This window comes from Chryseobacterium sp. UF-81 (genome assembly GCF_058245105.1).
In genome coordinates, this window is record NZ_JBSIBX010000003.1 from 124218 (window position 1) to 146752 (window position 22535).

The window sequence follows — 22535 nt, forward strand, 5'->3', positions numbered from 1 at the left end:
ATATATGGTGGGTGTTTTTTTATTATTTACCTGTAATAACTTTTATAATAATAGGTTCTAAATTGGAAGGTAAATCAGCTGATTTTATCTGATATTTTTTAATTTTCATTTCTTTAAACCAATTTTCCCAGTATTCCTTGATAACGGCTTCTTCAAATGGATTTCCTTTTTCAGGATTAATTCCGAGAACAATAACTTCCAGGTTGCTTAAGTTATCATTGGCTTTTACAAAACCCAAATTATTTTTCTCAAAAGTTGTTTTAAAATCAGATGTTGTTAAATTGTTTGATTTAATAAGCTTTGAGGTTAAATATGAGGTTTTTGTTTTTTCTGAAAACTTGGAATTTTCATGGTACATATATCCGTCTGTCAGAATAAACAAGATATTCTTGTGATCTTCTTTTACACAGTAATCATTGATTTTATTTTTAAAAAATTCCCAGATATCAGAACCTACATATTTTCCGTCTTTCATTGCAGACTGATAAATGTTGGCAGGTAATGCAGCATATTTTTTTTCAACGGTATTGAAATAGGCTTTATTGGTATTTTGGTCGAAAGAAACCTTAAGATCTTTCGTAAAGTCATTGATTTTGGTATCAGATGGTTCGGGATTGAAGAAGACCTGCATCTGATCATTATACGTGATGATCCTTTTTGTTTTGATATGGTTCAGAAATCCTTTTTCGATCGCTTTAATGTATTCTATATCCCTTTGGAAATACTCCATTGTCGGATTCGAATTTGTTTTAGGATCTATCCGATCGGATAAATCAATCAGAATGCTGACATTGATATTGTTGGAGTCAAGTTTAAGGGAAGTTGTATCAGTTGGAGGATCTTCGGGCTCTTTTTTACAACAGCAAACCAAAGAAAGGAGTACTAATAAATACAATATTTTTTTCATAATAAGTGATTTATAATGCGGATAAATAGACTAAATTTTGATTATCAGAGTTAGCTCCTACCTCTTTCAGATTAGTGTTGTACGTATCGATACAGCTGTCGATCATGGTTTGCTTTTCCGTTTTTGAAACAGCTATTTTTTCACCGATATAGGTAATCCAACCCTGAACATATTCCGAAGCATAGAGTTTGTAATCTTTGGTGGGAATAATCACTCCGTCAATGATGTTCTGAAGCTCTTCAATTCTTCCTCGTGTTTTTATGATGAGTTCTTTGGTCGTTCCTATATTGGCAAGGACTTCTTCAATTTCTTTTTTAAGAACATTAATTTTTTCCATCAGGAAGAGCACGTTTTTCTGTCTGATCTCCTGTTCGTTTTTAATTTTATCTTTCTCTCGATGTTCCTTCATCACAAAATCGAAAACCAGTCCCCAGATAATGTAAACAATGAACCCCGCGAAAATAATTCCCCAAAACTGGTTTTTGGTAAAAGCGATTTTAAGATCGAAGGGTGGAGAGTCGAAGGTTTTGTTTAGTTCATATAATTTAGACTCAATTTCGTATGCCAAAATAGCATCGAAGATGAAGGTGATGATAAATAACAAGCCCAGCTTGAGATAATTGAGCTTGGTTTTGTTTTCTCCAAACATATGAATTAAAAAACCAAGCCCTAAGAAAACCGATGGAATAAGGGTGACAAAAGCCCCTTCTATTGCCCCTTCATTCCAGGCTTTGCTAAACGCCTGTGCATCTAATACACTTTGAATTACCGTGCTTTTTGCATCAAAACTTTTAAAAAACGCTGAGTAGGAAGTTGAAATATAAAATGTAAGCAGGTACAAACTGATGGGAACAAGAAGAATGGTACCAATCCAGAATTTTGTGGAAGCCCCTTTTGTCGCTTTTACATTGTGCTTTTCAGGATTTCTGGGTAAATCGTTGATCTCTGCTTTTAAACTTTCAATTTTATTTTGATGACCCTCAATTTCATTATTTTTATTGTTAAGCTGTTCTTCTTTGGTTTCCAGTGAAACGGTCAGTGCTTTAATCTCTGTTTCCCGGTTTTTTTGTTCATTAATATAAGATTCTTTGAGCTTTTGCTGTTTTTCCACCATTTCTTTTTCCTCATTCTGGAATTTGGAGTAAACGGCGTCCAGGCAAATGAAGAGCGTCGTATGGTTCCCATTATTTCTGGAGCTGTCTCTATAGCCGGATTCATGGTAGGTTCGCTTTCTGCTTTCCTCTGGAGATTCTGTATGGGGATCAATTTCCGGTCTGGGAGATTCTTCTTTTGACGCTTCAATGGGAATTGATTTTAATTTGAATAAATTTTTAATATTGGTGGTCATGATCAGTTAGTTTTTTAGTTCGTATAAAATATCTGTTTTATCTTTTCCGGTTTTTACAGAGGTTATCAGATAATCGACAATCGCTTTTACGTTTTCTTGAAGGAACCCAAACATCAGAACATATTTTTCCATGGCAGAATATTCGTTTGGAGAAACTACTCCGTCTGCCCAGATCATTACTGTGAGGTCATAGAGATAATCTACTTTTTCTTCAATTGTCTGGGGAACAAGCGATCTAAAATTGATAGGGTTTAAAAGGATTTCATCCAGATTTTTAGGTGAAATACCTCTTTCTTCCGCACATTTATAAAGCATTTTTAGTTCCAGAGCACTAAAATCATCGTCGCAGATGGCCATTTGATACAATCTTAAAAAGTGTGCTTTAAGATTTTCAGTAATTTTAATATTTTCCATGGTTGGATTAGTTTTCTCTTGTTTTTTTAGGGTTAATAATAATATCCCGGGAATGCAGTTTCGGTTGTGCAGAGTACCCTGTAGTTTCTTCCTGAGTTTCTATGATTTCTTCTTTTTTTTCTTCCGGTTTTTCAACAAAAGCAATGAGAAGAAAAAGGATTCCGGTTATAATATCCATAGGGATCCATATGCTTTTTCTATAGAGATAAATAGGAAAAACAGGGTTGAAAAGGATAAGAATAAAGAGAAAAATCAGACTGAAATAATATTGCTTAAAACGTATTGCATTATACAAAACAAGTAAAGCTCCCATGGAAATAAGAATTCTCAAAATAGTATAATATTCTATAGGAAGTCTGAAAATGGCTACGAAACAACAGATCGCACATAGGGTAAGAAAAGGTTTCATGAGTTAAAGTTTTAAAATCCGGTTTTGAGATTAAATTTGTAATTAAAATGATCTTCAGACATAAAAATAAAAATGAAAAAATCAATCAGTGCAATGAATGCGGGAATGAATGTCCAACAAAACAGTAAATAAAATAATCCCAGTTTATTTTGTCCTAAGTAAAATCTATGAATGCCTAGTCCGCCTAAAAAGAAGGCAAGCAATGCTGCAGTAAATTTTGATTTCATATGCTTAAACTCTTGATAATATTTCATTTTTTTTACTTTCAAATTCTTCAACAGAAATGATTCCGCTATCCATTAATCCTTTCAGTTTTTGTAAAACAGCAAAAGGATCCTCAGCTTCTATAAGCTGTGTAACAGGTTGTGGAGCCTGAAAAGGATGTGCTATTATCGGGGTGGCATTATTTACGGTGACTCCACCTGCTGATGCTCTTCTAACCTCAAGGTCTTTTTCTCTCCTTACTCCTCTCATTTTTTCTTCAATTTCCTGGGCAAACTGGTAAAGTTTTCTGGCTTGGGCTTTTGGAAGGTAATCCATCATATTGCTGTAGTTGCTTACGGTCTTCATTGTAAAAGTAGCCCCCAAAATTCCTTCCTTAATATGGCAATCTGCAATATCTACCCAATTATAGTCCTGAAAATCCATGGATAATCCAAAGTTTTTAGGTCTGCAGAAAATAATTCTTCTGTTGGTAAGTGCTATACAGTCCGGAGAAAAATTGATAGCAGGCTTTTTTTGAACGGCAATATATTCTACAAACTCCTGAGCTGTTATAAGGTCATTAATTCTTTCTAAAAGCTTTTCAACGGCTTTTGGATCTTGTTCTTCGTTTAAAAATTTCTTTAAATTCATGATGTTTTGTTTTTCAAATTATTTTACATCTTTGTAATAGACATACCCGACTTTTCCGCTTTTTTTCACCTGCACTTTATACCAGGAATCCTGTTTAGATAACTGTTTTAATTCTGTATTTTTTGGCACAGTCTCTATTACTTTAGAGTTTAGAAAAGGCTTTGCATAGATATTAGTAACCGCAGCCCCTGCAAAATACCGGTTGTTAGTATTGATGTTGATTTCATCAATACGAATTCTAGGAGAGTTGTAAGACTTGTTTTTTTTGGTGTAATGTGAATCTGATGATGCTTTAGATTTCTTTTTGCTTGAGGATGATTTCTTTCCATAAGAACCACCGCTGCACACACCGCAGCTTCCTCCGGAAGAGCAATGAGCACAGCCTGTACAATTGGTGCAGGCGCTGCAGGATGCAGAACCGGTACATCTTCTGCCATGATGTGAGCTTTCAGAGCTAGAAAAACTGAAAGAGTCGGCAGTAAATATACCGATGCTTAGGATGAGTATAGAGATGAATGTTTTCATGGATATTAGTTTTTGTTAATTATAGTTTTCTAAGGTTTTATGGAGTGCTTCTTTGAAATTATATATTTCATCCAGATTTTTCAATAGAACTTTTTCTCCGGCTTCTTTGCCGTTATGAAAAGTTTCCAGATACTTATTTGCAGTATTAAAGTGAAAACGACAAAGAGGTTTTCTGTTGTTATCATCCAATAAAACACCAAAATAAGATAGGGTATCCCTGTGGGCAATTCTCTGGGAAGAAACTTTTTCTCTTAAAATCGCTTTTACAATCTGGAACGCTTCCAGCTCTTCTTCGGTGGTTACAATTTTAGAATCATTATTTTCATCAATAGGCTGGGCGGTTCTCACGTCTTCTTCCTGTTTCTCAATTTGCTCATTGATGCTTAATGCAGATTTAAGCCTGAAACTGATGGATTCGTTGATAGAGGTTGTTAAAGCCTTTTTGGTATATTCCTTAAAAGAAACCATTCTGTTAGCTGTCAGGTGTTTTTCAAAAAATCTGCTGACCAATAATTTTACGAGTTCATCGGATGGGGTTTCAATTTCTTTCTCAAACTCTTTTCTTATCGCTTTGATGTATTTTAAAGCTTCGGCAGAATCTAAAATACTTTCAAGATTGTAATCTTTTTTGGTAAAACTTTCAAGGATTTTGATGGAACTGTCCTTTAAATCTTCAATATTGATGGTAAAAAAGGGCTTCTCATCCATAATATTAGGCTTTTCCAGGTCTGTATAGAAATTATAGACGATCCCGTTGGTCAACACGCCAAACCGTGTTTTTGAAACATGATAATACCGGTGAAGCTGAGAATTGTGCGCATCAGCATTTTCTTTCCAGTGCTTACATTCTATAATAAAAATAGGCTCATCATGGTGTTTGATTACATAATCTACTTTCTCTCCCTTTTTCGTTCCGATGTCGCAAATATGTTCCGGAAGAACTTCCGTCGGATTAAAGATATCGTACCCTAAAATCTGTATAAAAGGCATTACAAAAGCATTTTTTGTCGCTTCTTCCGTCGTGATCTGGTCTTTCAGGCCGACTACTTTCTGATGCAACTGTTCAAGTTTAATTTTGAGATCCATAATATTGTTTTTAAAGGGTTTCGTCAATGATTTCGGCGGCAGGTGCATTTTTTTTTACAGATGAAATCCCGACTTCCATTGAAGATTTGGAGCTGTAATATTGACTTTTACCAATAATTTCTCCGTTTTTTGCTTTGAGTACAAAGTAGTCTTTATCGTTTTTCGTAACTCTTCTGTCGTATCTTGAATCCTCCTGGGAATTGACTTTCACAGATTCAATGCCTTTTAGACAAGATGCTTTCTGGACATAACCTTCTCTGGTTAGAATGATTTCGCCATTTCCAGCTTTTAAATTAAACTGATACTCACTGTTGACTCTTTTTGTGATTACAAATTTTTCCATAACAATTGCTTAACTAGTGTGACATTCGTTTGAACATGTTTTACACCCATTTGATTGAGAGTACGTTTTCTTAGCTTCTTTTACAGCGTCCTTACAAGAAGAATATTCTCCCAGATATTTTCTGTTAGCAGGATCCGGCAGGTATCTGCAATCTTCATGATGAACTTCATGGTCTCCGTTGCTTTGTGCTCTTTTGTTTACGTAATACTTTTTCATATTATTTATTTTAAATGTTTAACACTCCAAAAGTAGAACGATTAAAAAACCAAACCTTACGGTTAACCGTAAAACAGAAAACCTTTCAAATTTTTGAAAGGTTTTTATACAATATTTAAAAACAAGATTAAATAATTCCCAGATCTTTACAGAAAGCTATTAATTGTTCATTGCTTGTAACTCCCAGTGCTTCTTTTAAACTGTTTAATTTTTTTTCCACACTGCTCAGGCTATTGGGTGTGATATTGTTATTCTGCAGATAAGTCGGAATATTTTTTTGCTGCACCCCCTGAGAAAGAAGAGAAACAAGTGTGGTGTCATATTTTGTAAACTCATAACTGTTGAGTTTTTTAACTTCCTGCTTAAGGTCAAGAGACAGATAGTTTTCATTGACGTAAACGGATGCGATTGCTTTTTTCAGTTCTTTAGAATCGTTTCTGGCTTTGCGGACGTACCCATTAATCCTGAATTCGGTAAAAAGAGAATCAATAATTCCTGATTTACGCTCTCCGGAAAAGACAATGATTTTTAATAAAGGCTGTAATTTCCTGACCTCTTCAATCAGTTCTTTTCCATCTTTAATATTCTGAAGATGATGGTCTTCTTCATAAGAAAGATCAGTGATCAACAAATCGTAAGGATCGTTTTCCCGAATAGATTTTTTAACTTTTGCCAAGGCATCATCACAATAATATACATAATCAACATTCGGAATATTGAGCTCTTCCAATGTTCTCTGGACAGATAAACTACCCATTTCATGGTCTTCGGCTATTAAAATTTTTTTGAACATTTTTTAGTTTTTAGTAAACAGGAAATGAAATGTCGACTTTCAGTCCCTTTTCGGTTTCGGTGTCAAAAATAATTTGTCCTTTTAAAATTTCTATACGGGAAACCGCATTTGATAATCCATTTTTATACATTACCGCTCCGGACATTCCAATTCCATTGTCTTTATAATGGATGATAATCTCATTATTAATTCTTTCAAAGCGGAAAGAAACGAGACTTGCCTTGCTGTGTTTTTTCATGTTCACAAGCAGCTCCCGAATGATTTGATAGATTTCCTCCTGGTTGGGGTGGCTTACATTTTCCCAAATATTTTTTTCATTTCCGGCGATGTATGTTTTTACGGTATCATTATTAAAAGAGCCAATACTATTTGAAATTTTTTCGCTAAAATCCTGTTCATCTTTAGTATCTTCCTTTTCGTAGGAAATATCCCTTGACTTCTCATAAACAAATTCCAACTCGTCCAGAGCCTTTTCTTTATCAAAGTGTTCCTGATTCTCTATTTTCGTCATGACCTGATAAATGCCGTTGGCTACTACGTCGTGGACTTTTTTAGAGAGTTTAAGCTGTGTATTTTTTACCTCAAGTTCTTTTTCCTGCTGGAGCCTTTTCTTTCTTTTTTTATACCAAAACCCTCCACTAACTAATAGAATAGATAAGGATAATAAACCAATATTTCTTTTTAAAAGCTCAGCTTCATTTTCCGCTATTTCATTCTTCATTTTTTCTGCATCAAATCTAATCAGAGCGAATTGATTTTTTGCTTTATTTCTAGCGGTTTGAAGACTATCATTGAGATTTTGATACTTCAAAAAAGAATGTTTTGAATTATTAGAACTTTCCAATGTAATTATCTTCTGAAGTGCTCTTAACTGATCATCCGGACTATTATTTTTTTTAGCTATCTGCCAGTTTTCATTGGCATAATACAATGCTTTTTTAGGGTCTTTATTTTCAAAATATTCTGTTAGATGATAAAAACTGGCATTTAAGCCATTGTTGTCATTTGTTTCCTTTCTGATTTGAAGAGCTTCATTTAGCTCTGGCTCTGCATTATATGCAGGATTTTGGCTAAATTTTGTATAAGCTAAATTATCATAGACCTTTGAGAAAATCTTAGCATGGACTTTTATATTTGGAAAAGCTAATATTTTATTAAAAATATGAATGGCAGAATCATGTTTTTTTAAGTATGTGTATGAGATTGCTTTATTATTTAGTAAGGTTAACTGATCAATCGGGTCTTTTGAAAACCCGGCAGCTTTATTGTAAAACTGTGCGGCTTTATTATATTCTTTTAGATTTTGGCAGGTAATACCTAAGTTATTATAATTCCCTACTATTTCCAGAGTATCTTTTTGGGGGTTTAAATATTTAATCGCAGATAAAGCTGTTTCTTGGCTGCCATAATAATCTCCATTTTCACATTGTATAATACCCATATTTACTAGGCAGCTACCAGCGAATGAAGAGTTGTTCTCCTGAATGAAAAAATCTTTTGCTCTGTTGAAATATTTAAAAGCACTATCTTTTTCTGAAGTTTTTAAATAATTATATGCTTTGTCATAGTCTGTTCTATCACTTTTTGCAGTTCTGTTGTTTTTATTACAGGAAAATAGAATTACAGGTAATAAGAAGATGAGTTTTTTCAATTAGTTTTTTATCAAAAATAATAAAAAAAGCGAAAGAAATTCTCTTTCGCCTAATTGGTTATTTTTTTGGAGGAGGAGGAAGCTGCCCCGTTTCTCCTCCGGTGTCTCCCGGATCCACTCCTTCTCCCGGATCTGTCAGCTGAACTGTTGTCTGTTCCTGATTATTACTATTATCTGATGTCGTGTTTGCGTTGTTATTTGAAAATGCTAATCCCAGTAGCATCAATATTAATTCTAACATTGGTTTAAAAATTTAAAATTTGAGCATTTCTGTAGTTGCCAGTGAAACCGATCACGGGTAGAGCTACACGAATAAAAAATTTGAAGCGCTTCTAAATTTTTGGGAAGTGAACCTTCAAAAACGGAGGAGAAACATCTGCTTCCCAACCCGGAGTTTTCCTCCGTTTTATCTGGTGATTTTGAAATCAGTTTTGTACATTTGTTTTTGTAATGTTTTGTTTGTCACTGATTTCTGAAGCAAAGATGCGGCAAATGATGACGCAGATGTTAGACACGTTTTGGACATCTGTGGACACGTTCTGGACAACGGAGGCCTTATGGGAATCCGTAATGTGGTATGATAGATAATCGCCTATTTTGTAAAGACAGAAAAAACTATATATGTCCAAGAAAAAACTACTAATTCATGAGGTATTTGAGAGGGCAAGAAAAGATTTCCCTGCTGAAAGCACTAAGAATGGTTGGTGTAAAGAACTTGTTGACCATTTTGAGAAAAAGCTAAAGTTTATAATTAACGAAAAGACCTTCGTTAGGTACTATGATGCTTGTTTACGGGATAATACAGAACCCAATATAAAAGACATAAAAATTCTGAATAAGCTCAGTGAATACTTAGGTTATACAGACTTCACAGATTTTTCCAGAACCTTTGTCAAAAAGAATGATGAAGCAAAATCAACTACGGTGAAAATAAGTGTTGATGATGAAGAAGTTATCCCAGGGGTAAATTCTGGTATTGTCATCAGCCTAACAAATACAGTAGAAACTACGCAAAATTTCAGTGTGCCGGAATTTGTAAAACAGAATGGCTTGGGTATTATGGAGATTGCGCTGCTCTTATTCCTTGTCACAGGAAATGTTGTATTTTCTAATAACAAGAAAATAAATGACGGACCTTTTACCTTAGGCTTGATATCAGGGGGGGGGCCTGCTGGTGAAAAAAAATATATGTACTGGAATGGCGAAAGATATGTTGCGACTGACAGCAGTTATATTAGGCCGGGACTTGATATTGTAGCCATGAACGAGCACCTGTTCCAACATTTTAAAAAGATTACAAGAAAAGATACTCTGACCGAACAGAATGCTCTTGGCAGAACGTGGTATTCAAAATATTATAATGAAGTTGAGTTTTTTACAGATGACGGGATAGATCCAGATAACGGAAGAGAATTGCGAAAGTCAACGTCTCTTATTATTTATAAATACGCCGGGAAACAAAAAGATTCTATAGAAACAGAAGAATAAATTTTCACACAAAAAAAAGCGAACATCAAATAGATATTCGCTTTATATTTTTAAGCCTCATTCAGCATTCCCAATTCTCCGAAATGTTTTTTAAACTTCTGGATTTTTGGGCCTACTACTGTGCTGCAGTATGGCTGCGTTGGGTTTTCATTATAATAGCCCTGGTGATACTGTTCAGCAGGCCAGAACTTTTCGAACTGAGTTATTTCTGTTACGTATTTTCCTGGCCATTTACCTGATTCTTCGGATTTTTTAAGGGCTTCCTCAGCTTTAGCTTTTTCTGTTTCATCCTTATAGTAAATAACGGAACGGTATTGTGTTCCGATATCATTACCCTGTCTGTTCAGTTGGGTAGGATCATGCAGGAAGAAGAATACATCCATCAGCTGTGCATAAGAAATGATTTTTGGGTCAAAAGTGATCTGTACCACTTCCGCATGCCCTGTTTCTCCTGTACATACTTCTTCATAGGTCGGATTGTCTTTGTGGCCGCCCGAATAGCCTGATATGGCAGACTGTACTCCTTTAAGCATATTGAAGCAGCTTTCGACACACCAAAAGCATCCGCCGCCGAAAGTGATCTGTTCTAAATTATTGTTGTCCATTGTAGTTGTTTTTTGGTTCATTGGTTTTTCTTTGAAATGACTAAAAAACCAATCAAAAGTAAGAAAAACTTTTTCATTTTATGAGGGAAATCTGATGATTTAAAGCAGAATTGATTAGGATTTTTTAAACTTCGGATGAGAGTATAATATAATTAGGAAGAAGTTGGTTTTGTCCCACAGATTTCACGGATGATACAGATAATAAGCTAAATAGCTACATTTTTATTAAAGAATATAAAAAAAAAAATAAAACACAATCTCAGTGTTATCTGTATGATCTGTGGGAAATGATTTTATGATAAAAGATATTTCCAAAACAAAAAAGCATCCCGAAAAGGATGCTTCTGTTATTTTTAATGTTGTTTCAGCTATTTTTCCCAAACCAAGGCACTTGCTCCAAGAATGGCAGCATCTGCTTCATCAAGTTCACTGAAAACCAGTTTCACCTTATTTCTGAAGATCGGAAGAAGGTTTCTTTCCATATGAAGTTTTGCAGGCTTCAAAATAAAATCACCCGCCTTGATCACGCCGCCGAATAAAAGAATGGCTTCCGGTGAAGAAAACATAACGAAATTCGCCAAGGCTTCACCCAGTTTCTGTCCCGTATATCTGAAAACCTCAATAGAGATGGGGTCACCTTTTAAAGCACATTCATGTACCGTTTTTGAGTTGATAGATTCTTCAGGATACTGGCTCAGCATAGATTCAGGAAACTCAGCTCTCATCTTTTTGGCCGTGATGGCAATTCCGGTAGCTGATGCATAAGCTTCCAGACTTCCTTCAGATCCTGTACTCCAGTGTTTTCTTCCGCCGGGTTTTACAATGGTGTGGCCAAGCTCTCCTGCAAAGCCGTCATGTCCGTAAATCAGGCTTCCATTGGAAATGATTCCGCTGCCCACTCCTGTTCCCAGGGTGATCATAATGAAATCCTTCATGCCGCGGGCTGCTCCGAAAAGCATTTCCCCAAGGGCTGCTGCATTAGCATCATTGGTAATGGTGCATGGCAGGCTGAATTTGGCTTTCATCAGCTCACTGAAAGGGATCAGTCCCTTCCACGGTAAGTTGGGAGCCTGTTCGATGGTTCCTTTATAATAGTTGGCGTTAGGAGCGCCTACTCCAATTCCGTCAAAGTTTTTTTCTGTACCGTATTTCTCGATCAGGGGCTGAACCTGCTCATACAAAGCATCGATAAAGTCTTCTACTTTTTCGTATTCATCAGTTCTCAGACTTCCTTTTTCCAGAACTTCACCGCGATGGTTTACTACTCCGAACTTTGTATTCGTTCCGCCGATATCAATTCCTAGAGCAACTTGTTTTGATAAATCTATTAATGACATTTCCTGTTTTATAAATTCTAAAGGGTTAAAATTATAAAAAAGATTGTATTAATGAATTATTAACAAACTTTTATTTGAAAAACTTTTAAGCCGCTTTTGCCGGTTTCTTTTTTCTTCTTCCCCACCAGATCATAAATCCGGTGACAGGCAAAGAAGCACATAGAAGGCTGACAATAAATGCAATGATCTTTGTGGGAAGTCCTAAAATGGCCCCTACATGAATATCATAGTTGGCGGCTACTGTTTTTTCTCCGAAGTTTTTGTCCTCAGGATCGTGGGTATGAAGAAGCTCTCCTGAGTTTTCGTCAAAGATCAGGCTGCTGCTTTTATGATAAGAGTAAGAAAGGTGCTTTACATATACTTCAAAATTAGGATGTTCATGATCATCCATATGTTCATGGCCAAGGTCAATAGCAAAACCGAATGCATCAGGATATTTCTGCTGTACAGTATTGATGACTTTGTCGAGCGTTCCTTCAGTTCGTAATTCTATCGGGGCTTTGGTTTTAATGTGGGAAAAATCCGGATATTTTGTTTCTCCCCCGGAGAATATCATATAGATCATAGCCTGTACAACAAAAAAGGCATAAAACAGTCCTGTAATTGCGAAGATCAGGGCGAAAATGGAAGAATAGAAACCCAGTACATTGTGAAGGTCATAGTTTTTTCTTTTCCAGCTTTTGATGTTCTTCCATTTAAAAGAAAAGCGCTGCTTTCTGGCTGCTTTATTTTTAGGCCACCAGAGAACAATTCCGGTGATAAGCATAATGACAAATATGATAACGGGGATTCCCACTACATAGGTTCCCCAGTCCTGCTTCAGTAAAAAGCTCCAGTGGATCATTTTTACAATATTGAAGAAGCCGTTCTTTTCATCATATGTTCTGAGAACTTTTCCCGTGTAAGGATTCACATAAGCTGCTTTGTAAATCGGGAATTCATCAAAATAATTCCAGGCATCCGTATTATGTTCGTACCAATAAAATATGTACGACATTTTTTTATCGATTGGAACGTTTACCCAATGAACAGGATATTTTTCTTTTACCTGATCGGCAACAGATCTTTCCATTACTCTGATTGGGAGAACCTGCTTTTGTGCTATATTCTGCTCGTTGTGGTAGATTACGTCCTTTCTGGTGATGTTTTCTATTTCATCTTTGAAAACATACAGTGCTCCTGTAATGGATATAATAAAGATAAGAAAGCCAATTCCCAGACCAAACCAAAGGTGCAGCTTGGCTGACCATTTTTTGAAAAAGCCCGGTTTTTTCTTATGATGATGTTTTCTTTTCATATCGCAGTTCAAAGTATCAAAGATAAGTTTATCTTTTTATTTAGTTTAATTAAAATTTATATTCAAACATCAGGGTACCCCTTCTCCCCAGCGAATTCACGAATTCGCTGTCACGTGCGGACCACCAGGCAATAGCTGGCTGATACATTTTGTTGAACAGGTTTTCAATACCTAAAGAAACTCTCCAGTTTGTATTGATTTCGTAGCTTGATTTAAAATTAAAAACAGTGTATTCGGGAACATAGCCTTCTCCGTACACAAATAATCCGGTTTTTGCATTAGGCTGAAATCTGTCCTGCTCAAAGGCATGCAGCATATCAAACCCGATAGATAAAGCCTGTATGGGTCTTGCCTGAACATAAGCAAGCACTTTGGGTGCAGAAATACGGCTGTTGTTGATTTTTGCAGAATAATCCCCATCGTCTTTAATAGAAGTAATTCCTTCCATCCAGCTGTAGCTTCCCCCGAAATTGATCCATTTTGCAGGGGTAAAATGCAGAAATCCTTCCACACCGTAAACAATTTCCGGGGATCTCTGTATGGTTAATGCCCGGTCTGCGCTCTGTACAAACGAAGCCCCCAATTTTGATGTACTTACATAAGAGGTGATTTCGTAGTTGACCCATTTTGATATCTGTCCTGTGGCACCCAATTCATAATTGTTAACGATGATCGGTTTGGTTTCAAGGTTTTGAATGGTACCCTGGGTAGATGTTCTGAGAATTCTTCCCAGCTCGTTGATAGAGTAGGACTGTGAAAAGCTTCCAAACAGGTTAACGAAGGGCTCGATATTATAGCGTACTCCTAAATTGGCCACTAATGCATTATATTTTAGTTTTCCACCGGTCACGAAGATACTTGTTGTAAACGTTCCGTCACTTTTAATGGAAGAAAGGGTATTAAAATCTCCCACTTTAACACTCATGTTTTCATAGCGAAGACCTCCTTTAATGGTTAATTTTTTCAGTAAATCAATTTTAACCAATACGAAAGGAGCCAGGTTGGTCATATCCATATCTGGTGTCCAGTAGCGCCCGTCTTCAAGCTTCTGAACGGTCTGGTCATTAAGAATATCCATTCCGTACATCACTTCGGCCTGTGAATTTTGTGCGTTCCAAAGCTTTGTATCAAAGTTGAACCGGGCACCGTATTTTTTGGAAATCACATTGGACTGTCCTCCTCCGAAGAAGGTATCGCTGTATCCGTATACCGTTCTGAAATCCTGCATGTATGCATTGAAATTCAATGAAGTGGTTCCTCCGAAAAGATTCTGGTTATCATAGTTGATCCTGAAATTGTGGTTTCTTGGTGTTCCCTGAGGAGTGGTTTCAAGATTTTTTCCAACGCCTTCTCCAATGGTTGGGGTTATTCCGTATTTCCCGGTTTTTAAACCTAAGTTGAGATTTGATCTTGAGGCATACCCAATATAAGAAGCTTCAATTCTCTGGTCATTATTGATATTGTAACCTACTTTAAGCATTCCGTTGTAGTTATCCATTTTTGCGGTGCTGTAGGTAGGGGTAAGGTTTACTCCGTCGGCATCTTTCATATAGCCGGTTCTTTCGTAAGCAAGAGAGAAAACATAATCAAATTTATTCACCTTTCCGGATAGGAGCTGGCTGGCTCTTACTCCTAAAGTACCCCCATAGGTCTGGCCTGTAAAACCAACCTGGGTAAGCCCGGAAATAGTTTTATCAGATTGGCTTCTTCTGGTGATATAGTTGATGATTCCGCCGTCTGCGCCGTTTCCGTAGATAGAAGAGGCTCCTTTGATCACTTCAATTCTTTCAATAACAGAAGGATCGATGCTTCTGATGTCTCTTGCTCCGTTTCTTAGAGGTGTAGATTGTGGGATCCCATCGATAAGGACAAGAACCTGACGGCCTCTTAAGGTCTGACCCGTGTTGGAAGTCTGTCCGGAGTTCGTCCCTAAGCTGGGAACTGTATACTGAAGAATACTGGTAATATCTGAATTGACGGTAAGCTGAGACTGGATCTGCTTTTCTGCAACAATCGTTACTGAGCTTGGTATTTCTTTAATGTTTTCTTTTTTCCTGGAAGCAGTCATCACAACTTCATCCACAGTGTTGGTCTGCAGGCTGTCTTTAACCTGTGCAAAAACTGTTGCCGACCCTAGACATGCGGCTGATAAAAGCGCTTTTTTCATTATATTTTCTTTCCTTGTTTCTTTTGTTTTCCCCACCATACTAAAAAGCCGGTGACAGGAAGTGAGGTGCAGATGAGCCCCGTAATAAACCATAGAATTTTTCCGAACAGCCCAAAATACGATCCTGTATGGATATCATAATTGGCATTGGCGTATTTTTCCGCATTGCTCAGTTTCTGATGAGGTTTATCGGCAAGAAGTTTCCCTGAATATTTGTCGAAAACCAATGTATTTCTTTCACTGTACCGCCCTTCCTGTCCGTAGATGGTAACCGGTATGTTCCTGAGTTCTTTTCCCTTTTTATTTTTTCCGTTCAATGGAATTCTGAAACTGGAAGAAGCAGGATAAAGCTTTCTGGCTTCCTGAGCGGTAAGATCAAAAACGGACGTGTTTTTGATCATCAGAGAGTCCGGAGATTTGATTTCTTTTTCTTTAGGCAGTTCCAAAGAGCCCGAAAGTGTAAGATTGAAGGTGTTTTTTACATACGGATAGGCAAAGTAAATTCCAGAAATGCTGATCAGTAATGCTAAAAATGAAGCATAAAATCCTAATATATTATGAAGGTCGTAGTTTCTGCGTTTCCAGGTCTTCACGTTTTCCCAGCTGAACCAGAAGCGTCCTTTTCTTGCTCTTTTGTTCTTGGGCCACCATAAAATAATCCCGGTGATCAGCATGAAGATAAAGAGCACGGTAGGAATTCCTACCATATATTTTCCCCAATCTGATTTTAATAATAAACTCCAGTGAATGGCTTTTAAAATTGGGAAAATGTCATATTTTTCATTATAAACAGCTAAAATTTTTCCACTGTACTGATCTACATACACCAGCTTATTGATCTTAACCTCGTCAAAATAATTCCAGCCTTTTTTATTCTTTTCGTAATAAGAAAAACGGTAGGATTTATTCTTATCTAAAGAAATTTCCACAGCATTCATCGGATACTTTTCATTAAGCTCCAGGCTTACTTTTTCTTTCAGAATATGTATAGAAAGGGGAGTTGGCGTAGTTTTCTGTACGTAAATGGCTTCTTTCCGCAGACTGTTCTGTATTTCATCTTTAAAAACATACAAAGTCCCTGTAAGCGAAACAATGAAAACAATGATACCAACGGACAAACCAAACCACAAATGCAGTTTGGCAGAACATTTCTTTGCAAAAGAAACTTTCTTTTTATGGCGGTGCTTTTTCTTCATAGAAAAAAGTTAACCTCCAAAGAGGCTAACTTTTAATTATTTAAAATTTATATCCTATTGATAATCTCCAGTTACGCGGAGCATTGTAAATCCATGCATATGAGCCGTCATCTGATCTGTAACCGCTGTAAAGCTTTCTGTTCAGAACGTTATTCAGCAATAGATTGACATCGAATTTTTTTGCTACATAAGAAATCCCGAAGTTGGTGTCAAAGTAATCTTCAAGGCTTTGATCATACTTTGCTGTTGTTCCAAACCAGGACTGTCTTCCTCCCTGATATTGATAACCTGCAGAAATACCGAATCCTTTTAAATTTCCATGTTCAAATCTATAGCTCAGCCAGGTATTCTGTACATTTTTAGCATTTCCGGGAGACTGCTGACCTATTTTTGCAGCATCACTGTCTTTAATTGTTTTTGCATCTGTATAGGCATAATTAATAACGACATTTAATCCTTTGATAATTTCTCCTTTAATGTCAGTTTCAAAACCTCTTGCTCTTTGCTCGCCGGTAGCTACTGAAAGACCACTCCCTGGACGGGCAGGATCTGATGTAAATATATTTTGTCTTCTTATATCATACACGGCAAATGTTGAATTCCATTTTCCGCCAAACCAGTCTTTTTTAATACCGATTTCAAGGTTCTGGCCTCTGAAAGGTGTGGTAAGAGGGACGCCTTTAGGGTTCGTTTCTGAGTATTGAATGGCCGACTGCGGTACAAAAGTCTTATCAAAAACTCCATATGCAGAGAAATCATCACTGAAAGAATAACTTAATCCTATTCTTGGTGTAAATTCGCCAGCTTTATCTTTAGGAACTATATTTCCTTCCGAGTAGTAAGGATATCCTGCGAAAGTAGTTCCGCTTGTGTATCTTCCTGCTAACGTAAGGCGTAGTTTATTATTGAACATTTCTATCTGATCCTGTGCATAATAAGAGGTGTATTTTACGCCCTGATCATTATAGAAAGGAGCAGAAGAATTTAAAGTATAAAAGCTGTCAGGAGGCAATATAGAAGGATCTACTCCATATTGAGGATTTTGAATATTGATAGGGTAAACGCCAGGTCCATATCCTGAGAAATCCGCATTATATTTTCTGTCTCCGTAGTCAAATCCTGCAATAATTTTGTGAACAATATTTCCTGTATTCAGAGTTCCTCTTAAATAAGTCTGGAAGATGTGGTTTTTTCCAACAGCCTGCCAGTTGCTTAAAGTCCTGTTAAAGATGTTTTTATCAGCAGGATCAAAAGTTCCCCACCATGAGCCACCATCATAATTCATATCCATATAGGCATACTGTGTACTCCAAACCCAGTCTTTGAATAACTTCTGATCCAGGCTTAAGAATAAGCTCTGATCTTTCACTTCTGTTTTTTTGAAGTTCGGATCATTAAAATTGGTATGAACATTCAACGAAGCATAGCCGTCGTTAGACATTAAGTATGCTCCCGGCTGGTTGAATTTTAAATATTGATAATTATACTGAGCTGTGAATGTTGTTGTTTTTGTTGGTCTGAAGGTAAGGGACGGAGCGATGATTATTTTGCTTGTTTTATCATTCTCTGACCAGGATTTGTTAGAACTTCCCATTAAGTTTAAACGGTAATCCAAAACCCCGTTTTTTACAATAACCCCGTCAAGATCGGCTTCACCTCTGAAAAGATTGTAGCTTCCCGTTGTGAATCTCACGCTGTTGGCAAATTTTCCGGTAGGTTTTTTGGTTACTACATTGTAAAAACCGGCAGGATCACCCATAGATCCCATGAAGCCCGCAGGTCCTTTTACAAATTCTATTCTGTCGATGATAGATGCATCCGGATTAATAGGTCCCCATGTTGAAGAAACATTCATTCCGTTCATATAAGTTGCAATACTTGCCCCTCTCATGAAAACATTTGAATAAACATTGTCCCAGTGTTCTACTTTTCTGGCACCACTTACGTTACGGACAATTCCTTCGGACATATTTAATGTGATCTGGTCGGCCAGAACCTGTCCGCTTATTGACTGTACATTCTGCGGCAATTCTATAAGAGGGGTCTGCAGTCTTAATGATCCGGAGACTTCGTTGAGTTTATATTTTTGATAATATCTTCCATTGACAACAACTTCCTCGATATCATTAGATTTAATCGTATCCTTTTCCTGAGAAAAAACCAGAATAGAAGCTAACAGTGAGGCACAGATCAGTACATTTTTCATGAATAAGTCTAATTTTCTGCAAATATATTGTTTTTAATTGTTCTAAATAAATAATAAAATTGATATTTGTCATAAATTATTAGTTGATGAATAGCAAAACCCCGCTTCAGCACTGCTGAAGCGGGGTTTTTATAAAATTTTATTATTGAATTCTTAAGCCGGAATTTCTCCTTTGTATAAGAACGAAATAATTTCTTTGTTCATTTTGTCTACCATTTCACTGAATAGGTGGAATGATTCCTGCTTGTAGATTACCAATGGGTCTTTCTGTTCGTAAACGGCACCCTGTGAAGATTTTCTCAGGTCATCCATTTCACGAAGGTGAAGCTTCCAGTTTTCATCGATGATCGATAAAGTGATATTCTTTTCAAAATCATTGATAAGGCTTTCACACTGAGTTTCGTAAGCTTCTTTAAGATCAGCTACAATTGTCATTGTCTTGTGTCCGTCTGTGAAAGGAACCTGAATCATTTTGAACATGGAGCCCTGATTCTGATATACATTCTCAATGATAGGGAATGATTTCTCTTTCAGTAAGTTCAGTTTCATTTTATAATCCTCCTGAGCTGCTTTGAAAACAAGTTCAGTTAATTCTGCAACCTGCTTGCTCTTGAAATCATTTTCAGAAACAGGAGATTCCATGGTAAAGAACTTAATGATATCGAATTCGAAATCTTTATAGTTTCCGGTAGCTTTTCCTTTGGCAACAATTGAATTGGAAACATCGAAGATCATATTCGTAATGTCATATTTCAGGTGATCCCCGAACAGAGCATTCTTTCTTCTCTTATAGATCACGTCACGCTGCTTGTTCATTACGTCATCATATTCAAGGAGTCTCTTTCTGATTCCGAAGTTGTTTTCTTCAACTTTCTTCTGAGCTCTTTCAATAGACTTGCTGATCATAGAATGCTGAATAACTTCACCTTCTTTGTGACCCATTCTGTCCATCATTTTTGCAATTCTCTCAGAACCGAATAAACGCATCAGGTTATCTTCAAGAGATACATAGAACTGAGAACTTCCAGGATCTCCCTGACGTCCCGCTCTACCTCTAAGCTGTCTGTCTACACGTCTTGAGTCGTGTCTTTCTGTTCCGATAATAGCTAAACCACCAGCTTCTTTTACTTCTTTGGTAAGCTTGATATCCGTACCACGACCTGCCATGTTCGTTGCAATCGTTACAACTCCCGGCTGTCCTGCTCCGGCAACGATCTCAGCTTCTTTTTTGTGAAGCTTTGCATTCAGTACCTGGTGAGGGATTTTTCTTAACTGAAGTGCCTTAGAAAGCAATTGAGAGATTTCAACAGAAGTGGTACCTACAAGTACAGGTCTTCTTGCTGCTGTCAATTTTTCAATTTCCTCAATTACAGCGTTATATTTTTCACGATTAGTTTTGAAAACTAAATCCTGTCTGTCATGTCTTAAAATAGGACGGTTCGTAGGAATTACCACAACATCTAATTTGTAGATCTCCCAAAGCTCTCCCGCCTCTGTTTCAGCAGTACCTGTCATCCCCGCAAGTTTGTTGTACATACGGAAATAGTTCTGAAGCGTTACCGTTGCAAAGGTCTGTGTGGCTGCTTCAATCTTTACATTTTCTTTAGCTTCAATCGCCTGGTGAAGACCGTCTGAATAACGTCTTCCCTCCATGATACGTCCTGTCTGTTCGTCAACGATCTTTACTTCACCGTCAATAACTACATATTCATCATCTTTTTCAAATAATGTATAGGCTTTTAACAGCTGGCTCATCGTGTGTACACGCTCAGATTTTTCGGCGAATTCAGAGAAAAGTTTTTCTTTGGCTTCAAATTCTTCTTCTTTAGATAAATTTTTAGCCTCAACTTCTGCGATTTCTGTCCCAATATCCGGAAGAACGAAGAAATTGTTATCTTCATTTCCCTGAGACATGTATTCAACACCTTTATCCGTAAGATCTACCTGGTTGTTCTTTTCTTCTATTACAAAGTAAAGGTCTTTATCTACAATCGGCATATCACGGTTGTTGTCCTGCATATACTGAGCCTCAGTTTTCTGAAGCAATGCTCTGTTTCCGCTTTCCGATAAGAACTTGATTAACTGTCTGTTTTTAGGAAGGCCTCTGTAGGCCTGAAGCAATTTGAATCCTCCTTCTTTTGTGTTTCCTGCAGCGATTAATTTTTTCGCCTCATTAAAGATGGCGGAAACTGTTTTTTTCTGAACTTCAACAATCCTGTCGATAGAAGGCTTAAGAACATCAAATTCCTGTCTGTCTCCCTGAGGAACCGGACCAGAAATAATCAAAGGTGTTCTGGCATCATCAACCAATACGGAGTCTACCTCATCCACAATTGCAAAATTGAGTTCTCTCTGTACAAGTTCTGTAGGTGAAGTTACCATGTTATCTCTCAGATAATCGAATCCGAATTCGTTATTCGTTCCGTACGTAATATCTGAATTGTATGCTTTTCTTCTTCCGTCTGAGTTCGGCTGGTGGTTATCGATACAGTCGATCGACATCCCGTGGAACTGATAAAGAGGACCCATCCATGCGGAGTCTCTTTTTGCAAGATAGTCGTTTACGGTTACTACGTGAACTCCTCTTTCAGGAAGTGCATTTAAGTAAATAGGCAATGTTCCTACCAAAGTTTTACCTTCACCGGTTGCCATTTCGGCAATTTTACCGCTGTGAAGAATAACCCCTCCGATAAACTGAACATCATAATGGACCATATCCCAAACTACAGGCGTTCCGGCTGCGTCCCATGAGCTTTTCCAGATTGCAGTATCTCCCTGGATCTCTACGAAATCTTTACCCGCAGCAGCCAATTGTCTGTCCCAATCAGTTGCTTTAACACGGATACCTCCGTTCTGAGCCCATCTTCTTGCTGTTTCTTTTACCAGGGCAAAAGCTTCAGGAAGGATCTGAGCAAGAACTTTCTCTTCAATTTCGTAAGATTCTTTCTTCAGAGATTCAATCTTTGAGAAAAGAGCTTCTTTTTCATCTACATTAGTTGAATTTTTTACCTGCTCTTTTATCTGTTCTATCTGCGCTGTTATTTTGCTGGTTGAAGATTTTATGTTCTCTTTAAATTCAGCAGTTTTTTCTCTCAGCCCGTCATCAGTTAACTGTTGAATGGCTGGTTCTACAGCTTTGATTTTTGTTACAACTTTTTTTACTTCTTTTAGGTCCTGCGCTTTTTTGTCTCCCAAAAACCCTTTAAGAACTTTGTTTAAAAAACTCATAAATTTTTTGCTTTATGCTTAAAGCAATATGCTTTAAGCGTTTTACTGACACGCTTATCGTGTGAATGTTATATATAAAAAAGGGCAAAAAAGCTCTAAGCATGACGCTCAAAGCTTATTGCTTTCATTAATATTCGTCTTCGTTCCAAAGGAAATCCTCGTCGGTAGGATAATCACTCCAAACCTCTTCGATAGATTCATAGATCTCTCCTTCGTCTTCAATTGCCTGAAGGTTTTCAACTACTTCCATTGGTGCACCAGTTCTGATTGCATAGTCAATAAGTTCTGCTTTTGTCATTGGCCAAGGTGCGTCACTTAGGTATGAGGCTAATTCTAATGTCCAGTACATAATTTTCTGATTTTTTGCAAAAGTATAAAATTAGCTTATATTATACGCTTTTTTATACTTGATTTTCAATTCTTTTTGATTAATTTTTGTTCATTCGCCTTCACAGACTGCATTA

General features: G+C 36.9%; 22 protein-coding genes. 1 reads left to right on the plus strand and 21 read right to left on the minus strand.

Features of this window, described 5'->3' with window-relative positions; genetic code table 11:
* Positions 1-22 precede the first annotated feature (22 nt).
* From AC4IFE_RS06005 to AC4IFE_RS06065, 13 genes are all read right to left on the minus strand, one after another.
* Positions 23-907 carry a hypothetical protein gene (locus AC4IFE_RS06005; protein WP_490755603.1) on the minus strand — a complete coding sequence of 295 codons (885 nt, stop codon included), beginning with the start codon at positions 905-907 and terminating at the stop codon, positions 23-25.
* A gap of 10 nt (positions 908-917) precedes the next feature.
* The gene (locus AC4IFE_RS06010; RefSeq protein ID WP_490755604.1) at positions 918-2255 is read right to left on the minus strand and encodes a coiled-coil domain-containing protein; all 1338 of its coding nucleotides are present in this window, start codon (positions 2253-2255) and stop codon (positions 918-920) included.
* Between the two features lie 6 nt (positions 2256-2261).
* Positions 2262-2669: a hypothetical protein gene (locus AC4IFE_RS06015; protein ID WP_490755605.1), complete on the minus strand. Its 408-nt coding sequence runs from the start codon at positions 2667-2669 to the stop codon at positions 2262-2264.
* A 7-nt stretch (positions 2670-2676) separates the two neighbouring features.
* Positions 2677-3078: a DUF6804 family protein gene (locus tag AC4IFE_RS06020; protein WP_490755607.1), complete on the minus strand. Its 402-nt coding sequence runs from the start codon at positions 3076-3078 to the stop codon at positions 2677-2679.
* Positions 3079-3089: 11 nt separating this feature from the next.
* Positions 3090-3332, minus strand: a complete 243-nt coding sequence (locus AC4IFE_RS06025) for a TM2 domain-containing protein (RefSeq protein ID WP_490755609.1) — start codon at positions 3330-3332, stop codon at positions 3090-3092.
* Complete coding sequence (locus AC4IFE_RS06030) at positions 3310-3933, minus strand: PH domain-containing protein (protein ID WP_490755611.1); 624 nt, start codon at positions 3931-3933, stop codon at positions 3310-3312. Before AC4IFE_RS06030 ends, AC4IFE_RS06025 begins: the two co-directional genes overlap by 23 nt.
* Positions 3934-3951: 18 nt before the next feature.
* Positions 3952-4458 (minus strand): SH3 domain-containing protein, encoded by a 507-nt coding sequence (locus AC4IFE_RS06035; RefSeq protein ID WP_490755613.1) that lies wholly within the window; start codon positions 4456-4458, stop codon positions 3952-3954.
* A 15-nt stretch (positions 4459-4473) separates the two neighbouring features.
* Complete coding sequence (locus tag AC4IFE_RS06040) at positions 4474-5544, minus strand: type I restriction endonuclease (RefSeq protein ID WP_490755615.1); 1071 nt, start codon at positions 5542-5544, stop codon at positions 4474-4476.
* A 10-nt stretch (positions 5545-5554) separates the two neighbouring features.
* Positions 5555-5887, minus strand: coding sequence for a YegP family protein (locus AC4IFE_RS06045; RefSeq protein WP_490755617.1), 333 nt, complete (start codon positions 5885-5887; stop codon positions 5555-5557).
* A 9-nt stretch (positions 5888-5896) separates the two neighbouring features.
* The gene (locus tag AC4IFE_RS06050) at positions 5897-6103 is read right to left on the minus strand and encodes a hypothetical protein (protein WP_490755619.1); all 207 of its coding nucleotides are present in this window, start codon (positions 6101-6103) and stop codon (positions 5897-5899) included.
* Positions 6104-6230: 127 nt separating this feature from the next.
* Positions 6231-6896 (minus strand): response regulator, encoded by a 666-nt coding sequence (locus AC4IFE_RS06055; RefSeq protein ID WP_490755621.1) that lies wholly within the window; start codon positions 6894-6896, stop codon positions 6231-6233.
* A gap of 10 nt (positions 6897-6906) precedes the next feature.
* Positions 6907-8547: a tetratricopeptide repeat-containing sensor histidine kinase gene (locus AC4IFE_RS06060; RefSeq protein ID WP_490755623.1), complete on the minus strand. Its 1641-nt coding sequence runs from the start codon at positions 8545-8547 to the stop codon at positions 6907-6909.
* Between the two features lie 58 nt (positions 8548-8605).
* Positions 8606-8788 carry a hypothetical protein gene (locus AC4IFE_RS06065; protein WP_306841225.1) on the minus strand — a complete coding sequence of 61 codons (183 nt, stop codon included), beginning with the start codon at positions 8786-8788 and terminating at the stop codon, positions 8606-8608.
* A 380-nt stretch (positions 8789-9168) separates the two neighbouring features.
* On the opposite strand from AC4IFE_RS06065, the gene AC4IFE_RS06070 reads away from it, so the two are divergent.
* A complete protein-coding gene (locus AC4IFE_RS06070) occupies positions 9169-10035 on the plus strand; it encodes a hypothetical protein (protein WP_490755625.1) in 867 nt (288 codons plus the stop codon).
* Between the two features lie 50 nt (positions 10036-10085).
* Here the strand turns inward: AC4IFE_RS06070 and msrA are convergent, their stop codons facing one another.
* The 8 genes from msrA to AC4IFE_RS06110 form a co-directional block, all read right to left on the minus strand.
* A complete protein-coding gene (gene msrA, locus AC4IFE_RS06075) occupies positions 10086-10661 on the minus strand; it encodes a peptide-methionine (S)-S-oxide reductase MsrA (protein WP_490755627.1) in 576 nt (191 codons plus the stop codon).
* Positions 10662-11008: 347 nt separating this feature from the next.
* Entirely contained in the window at positions 11009-11977 is a 969-nt protein-coding gene (locus AC4IFE_RS06080) for an ROK family protein (protein ID WP_490755629.1), read from the minus strand.
* Between the two features lie 85 nt (positions 11978-12062).
* Positions 12063-13274, minus strand: a complete 1212-nt coding sequence (locus tag AC4IFE_RS06085; RefSeq protein ID WP_490755631.1) for a PepSY-associated TM helix domain-containing protein — start codon at positions 13272-13274, stop codon at positions 12063-12065.
* Positions 13275-13323: 49 nt separating this feature from the next.
* Positions 13324-15441, minus strand: coding sequence for a TonB-dependent receptor (locus AC4IFE_RS06090; RefSeq protein WP_490755633.1), 2118 nt, complete (start codon positions 15439-15441; stop codon positions 13324-13326).
* The gene (locus tag AC4IFE_RS06095; protein ID WP_490755634.1) at positions 15441-16637 is read right to left on the minus strand and encodes a PepSY-associated TM helix domain-containing protein; all 1197 of its coding nucleotides are present in this window, start codon (positions 16635-16637) and stop codon (positions 15441-15443) included. The genes AC4IFE_RS06090 and AC4IFE_RS06095 overlap by 1 nt, the downstream gene beginning before the upstream one ends.
* Positions 16638-16677: 40 nt before the next feature.
* A complete protein-coding gene (locus AC4IFE_RS06100; RefSeq protein WP_490755635.1) occupies positions 16678-18843 on the minus strand; it encodes a TonB-dependent siderophore receptor in 2166 nt (721 codons plus the stop codon).
* A gap of 153 nt (positions 18844-18996) precedes the next feature.
* Positions 18997-22071: a preprotein translocase subunit SecA gene (gene secA, locus AC4IFE_RS06105; RefSeq protein WP_490755636.1), complete on the minus strand. Its 3075-nt coding sequence runs from the start codon at positions 22069-22071 to the stop codon at positions 18997-18999.
* 127 nt (positions 22072-22198) lie between these two features.
* Positions 22199-22420, minus strand: coding sequence for a DUF2795 domain-containing protein (locus tag AC4IFE_RS06110; protein ID WP_002662059.1), 222 nt, complete (start codon positions 22418-22420; stop codon positions 22199-22201).
* Positions 22421-22535: the final 115 nt, after the last annotated feature.

Excerpts from the sequence above, each read along its gene's own strand:
- AC4IFE_RS06005 (WP_490755603.1), bottom strand. The coding sequence starts at position 907 with ATGAAAAAAATATTGTATTTATTAGTACTCCTTTCTTTGGTTTGCTGT.
- AC4IFE_RS06010 (WP_490755604.1), bottom strand. The coding sequence starts at position 2,255 with ATGACCACCAATATTAAAAATTTATTCAAATTAAAATCAATTCCCATT.
- AC4IFE_RS06015 (WP_490755605.1), bottom strand. The coding sequence starts at position 2,669 with ATGGAAAATATTAAAATTACTGAAAATCTTAAAGCACACTTTTTAAGA.
- AC4IFE_RS06020 (WP_490755607.1), bottom strand. The coding sequence starts at position 3,078 with ATGAAACCTTTTCTTACCCTATGTGCGATCTGTTGTTTCGTAGCCATT.
- AC4IFE_RS06025 (WP_490755609.1), bottom strand. The coding sequence starts at position 3,332 with ATGAAATATTATCAAGAGTTTAAGCATATGAAATCAAAATTTACTGCA.
- AC4IFE_RS06030 (WP_490755611.1), bottom strand. The coding sequence starts at position 3,933 with ATGAATTTAAAGAAATTTTTAAACGAAGAACAAGATCCAAAAGCCGTT.
- AC4IFE_RS06035 (WP_490755613.1), bottom strand. The coding sequence starts at position 4,458 with ATGAAAACATTCATCTCTATACTCATCCTAAGCATCGGTATATTTACT.
- AC4IFE_RS06040 (WP_490755615.1), bottom strand. The coding sequence starts at position 5,544 with ATGGATCTCAAAATTAAACTTGAACAGTTGCATCAGAAAGTAGTCGGC.
- AC4IFE_RS06045 (WP_490755617.1), bottom strand. The coding sequence starts at position 5,887 with ATGGAAAAATTTGTAATCACAAAAAGAGTCAACAGTGAGTATCAGTTT.
- AC4IFE_RS06050 (WP_490755619.1), bottom strand. The coding sequence starts at position 6,103 with ATGAAAAAGTATTACGTAAACAAAAGAGCACAAAGCAACGGAGACCAT.
- AC4IFE_RS06055 (WP_490755621.1), bottom strand. The coding sequence starts at position 6,896 with ATGTTCAAAAAAATTTTAATAGCCGAAGACCATGAAATGGGTAGTTTA.
- AC4IFE_RS06065 (WP_306841225.1), bottom strand. The coding sequence starts at position 8,788 with ATGTTAGAATTAATATTGATGCTACTGGGATTAGCATTTTCAAATAAC.
- AC4IFE_RS06070 (WP_490755625.1), top strand. The coding sequence starts at position 9,169 with ATGTCCAAGAAAAAACTACTAATTCATGAGGTATTTGAGAGGGCAAGA.
- msrA (WP_490755627.1), bottom strand. The coding sequence starts at position 10,661 with ATGAACCAAAAAACAACTACAATGGACAACAATAATTTAGAACAGATC.
- AC4IFE_RS06080 (WP_490755629.1), bottom strand. The coding sequence starts at position 11,977 with ATGTCATTAATAGATTTATCAAAACAAGTTGCTCTAGGAATTGATATC.
- AC4IFE_RS06085 (WP_490755631.1), bottom strand. The coding sequence starts at position 13,274 with ATGAAAAGAAAACATCATCATAAGAAAAAACCGGGCTTTTTCAAAAAA.
- AC4IFE_RS06090 (WP_490755633.1), bottom strand. The coding sequence starts at position 15,441 with ATGAAAAAAGCGCTTTTATCAGCCGCATGTCTAGGGTCGGCAACAGTT.
- AC4IFE_RS06095 (WP_490755634.1), bottom strand. The coding sequence starts at position 16,637 with ATGAAGAAAAAGCACCGCCATAAAAAGAAAGTTTCTTTTGCAAAGAAA.
- AC4IFE_RS06100 (WP_490755635.1), bottom strand. The coding sequence starts at position 18,843 with ATGAAAAATGTACTGATCTGTGCCTCACTGTTAGCTTCTATTCTGGTT.
- secA (WP_490755636.1), bottom strand. The coding sequence starts at position 22,071 with ATGAGTTTTTTAAACAAAGTTCTTAAAGGGTTTTTGGGAGACAAAAAA.
- AC4IFE_RS06110 (WP_002662059.1), bottom strand. The coding sequence starts at position 22,420 with ATGTACTGGACATTAGAATTAGCCTCATACCTAAGTGACGCACCTTGG.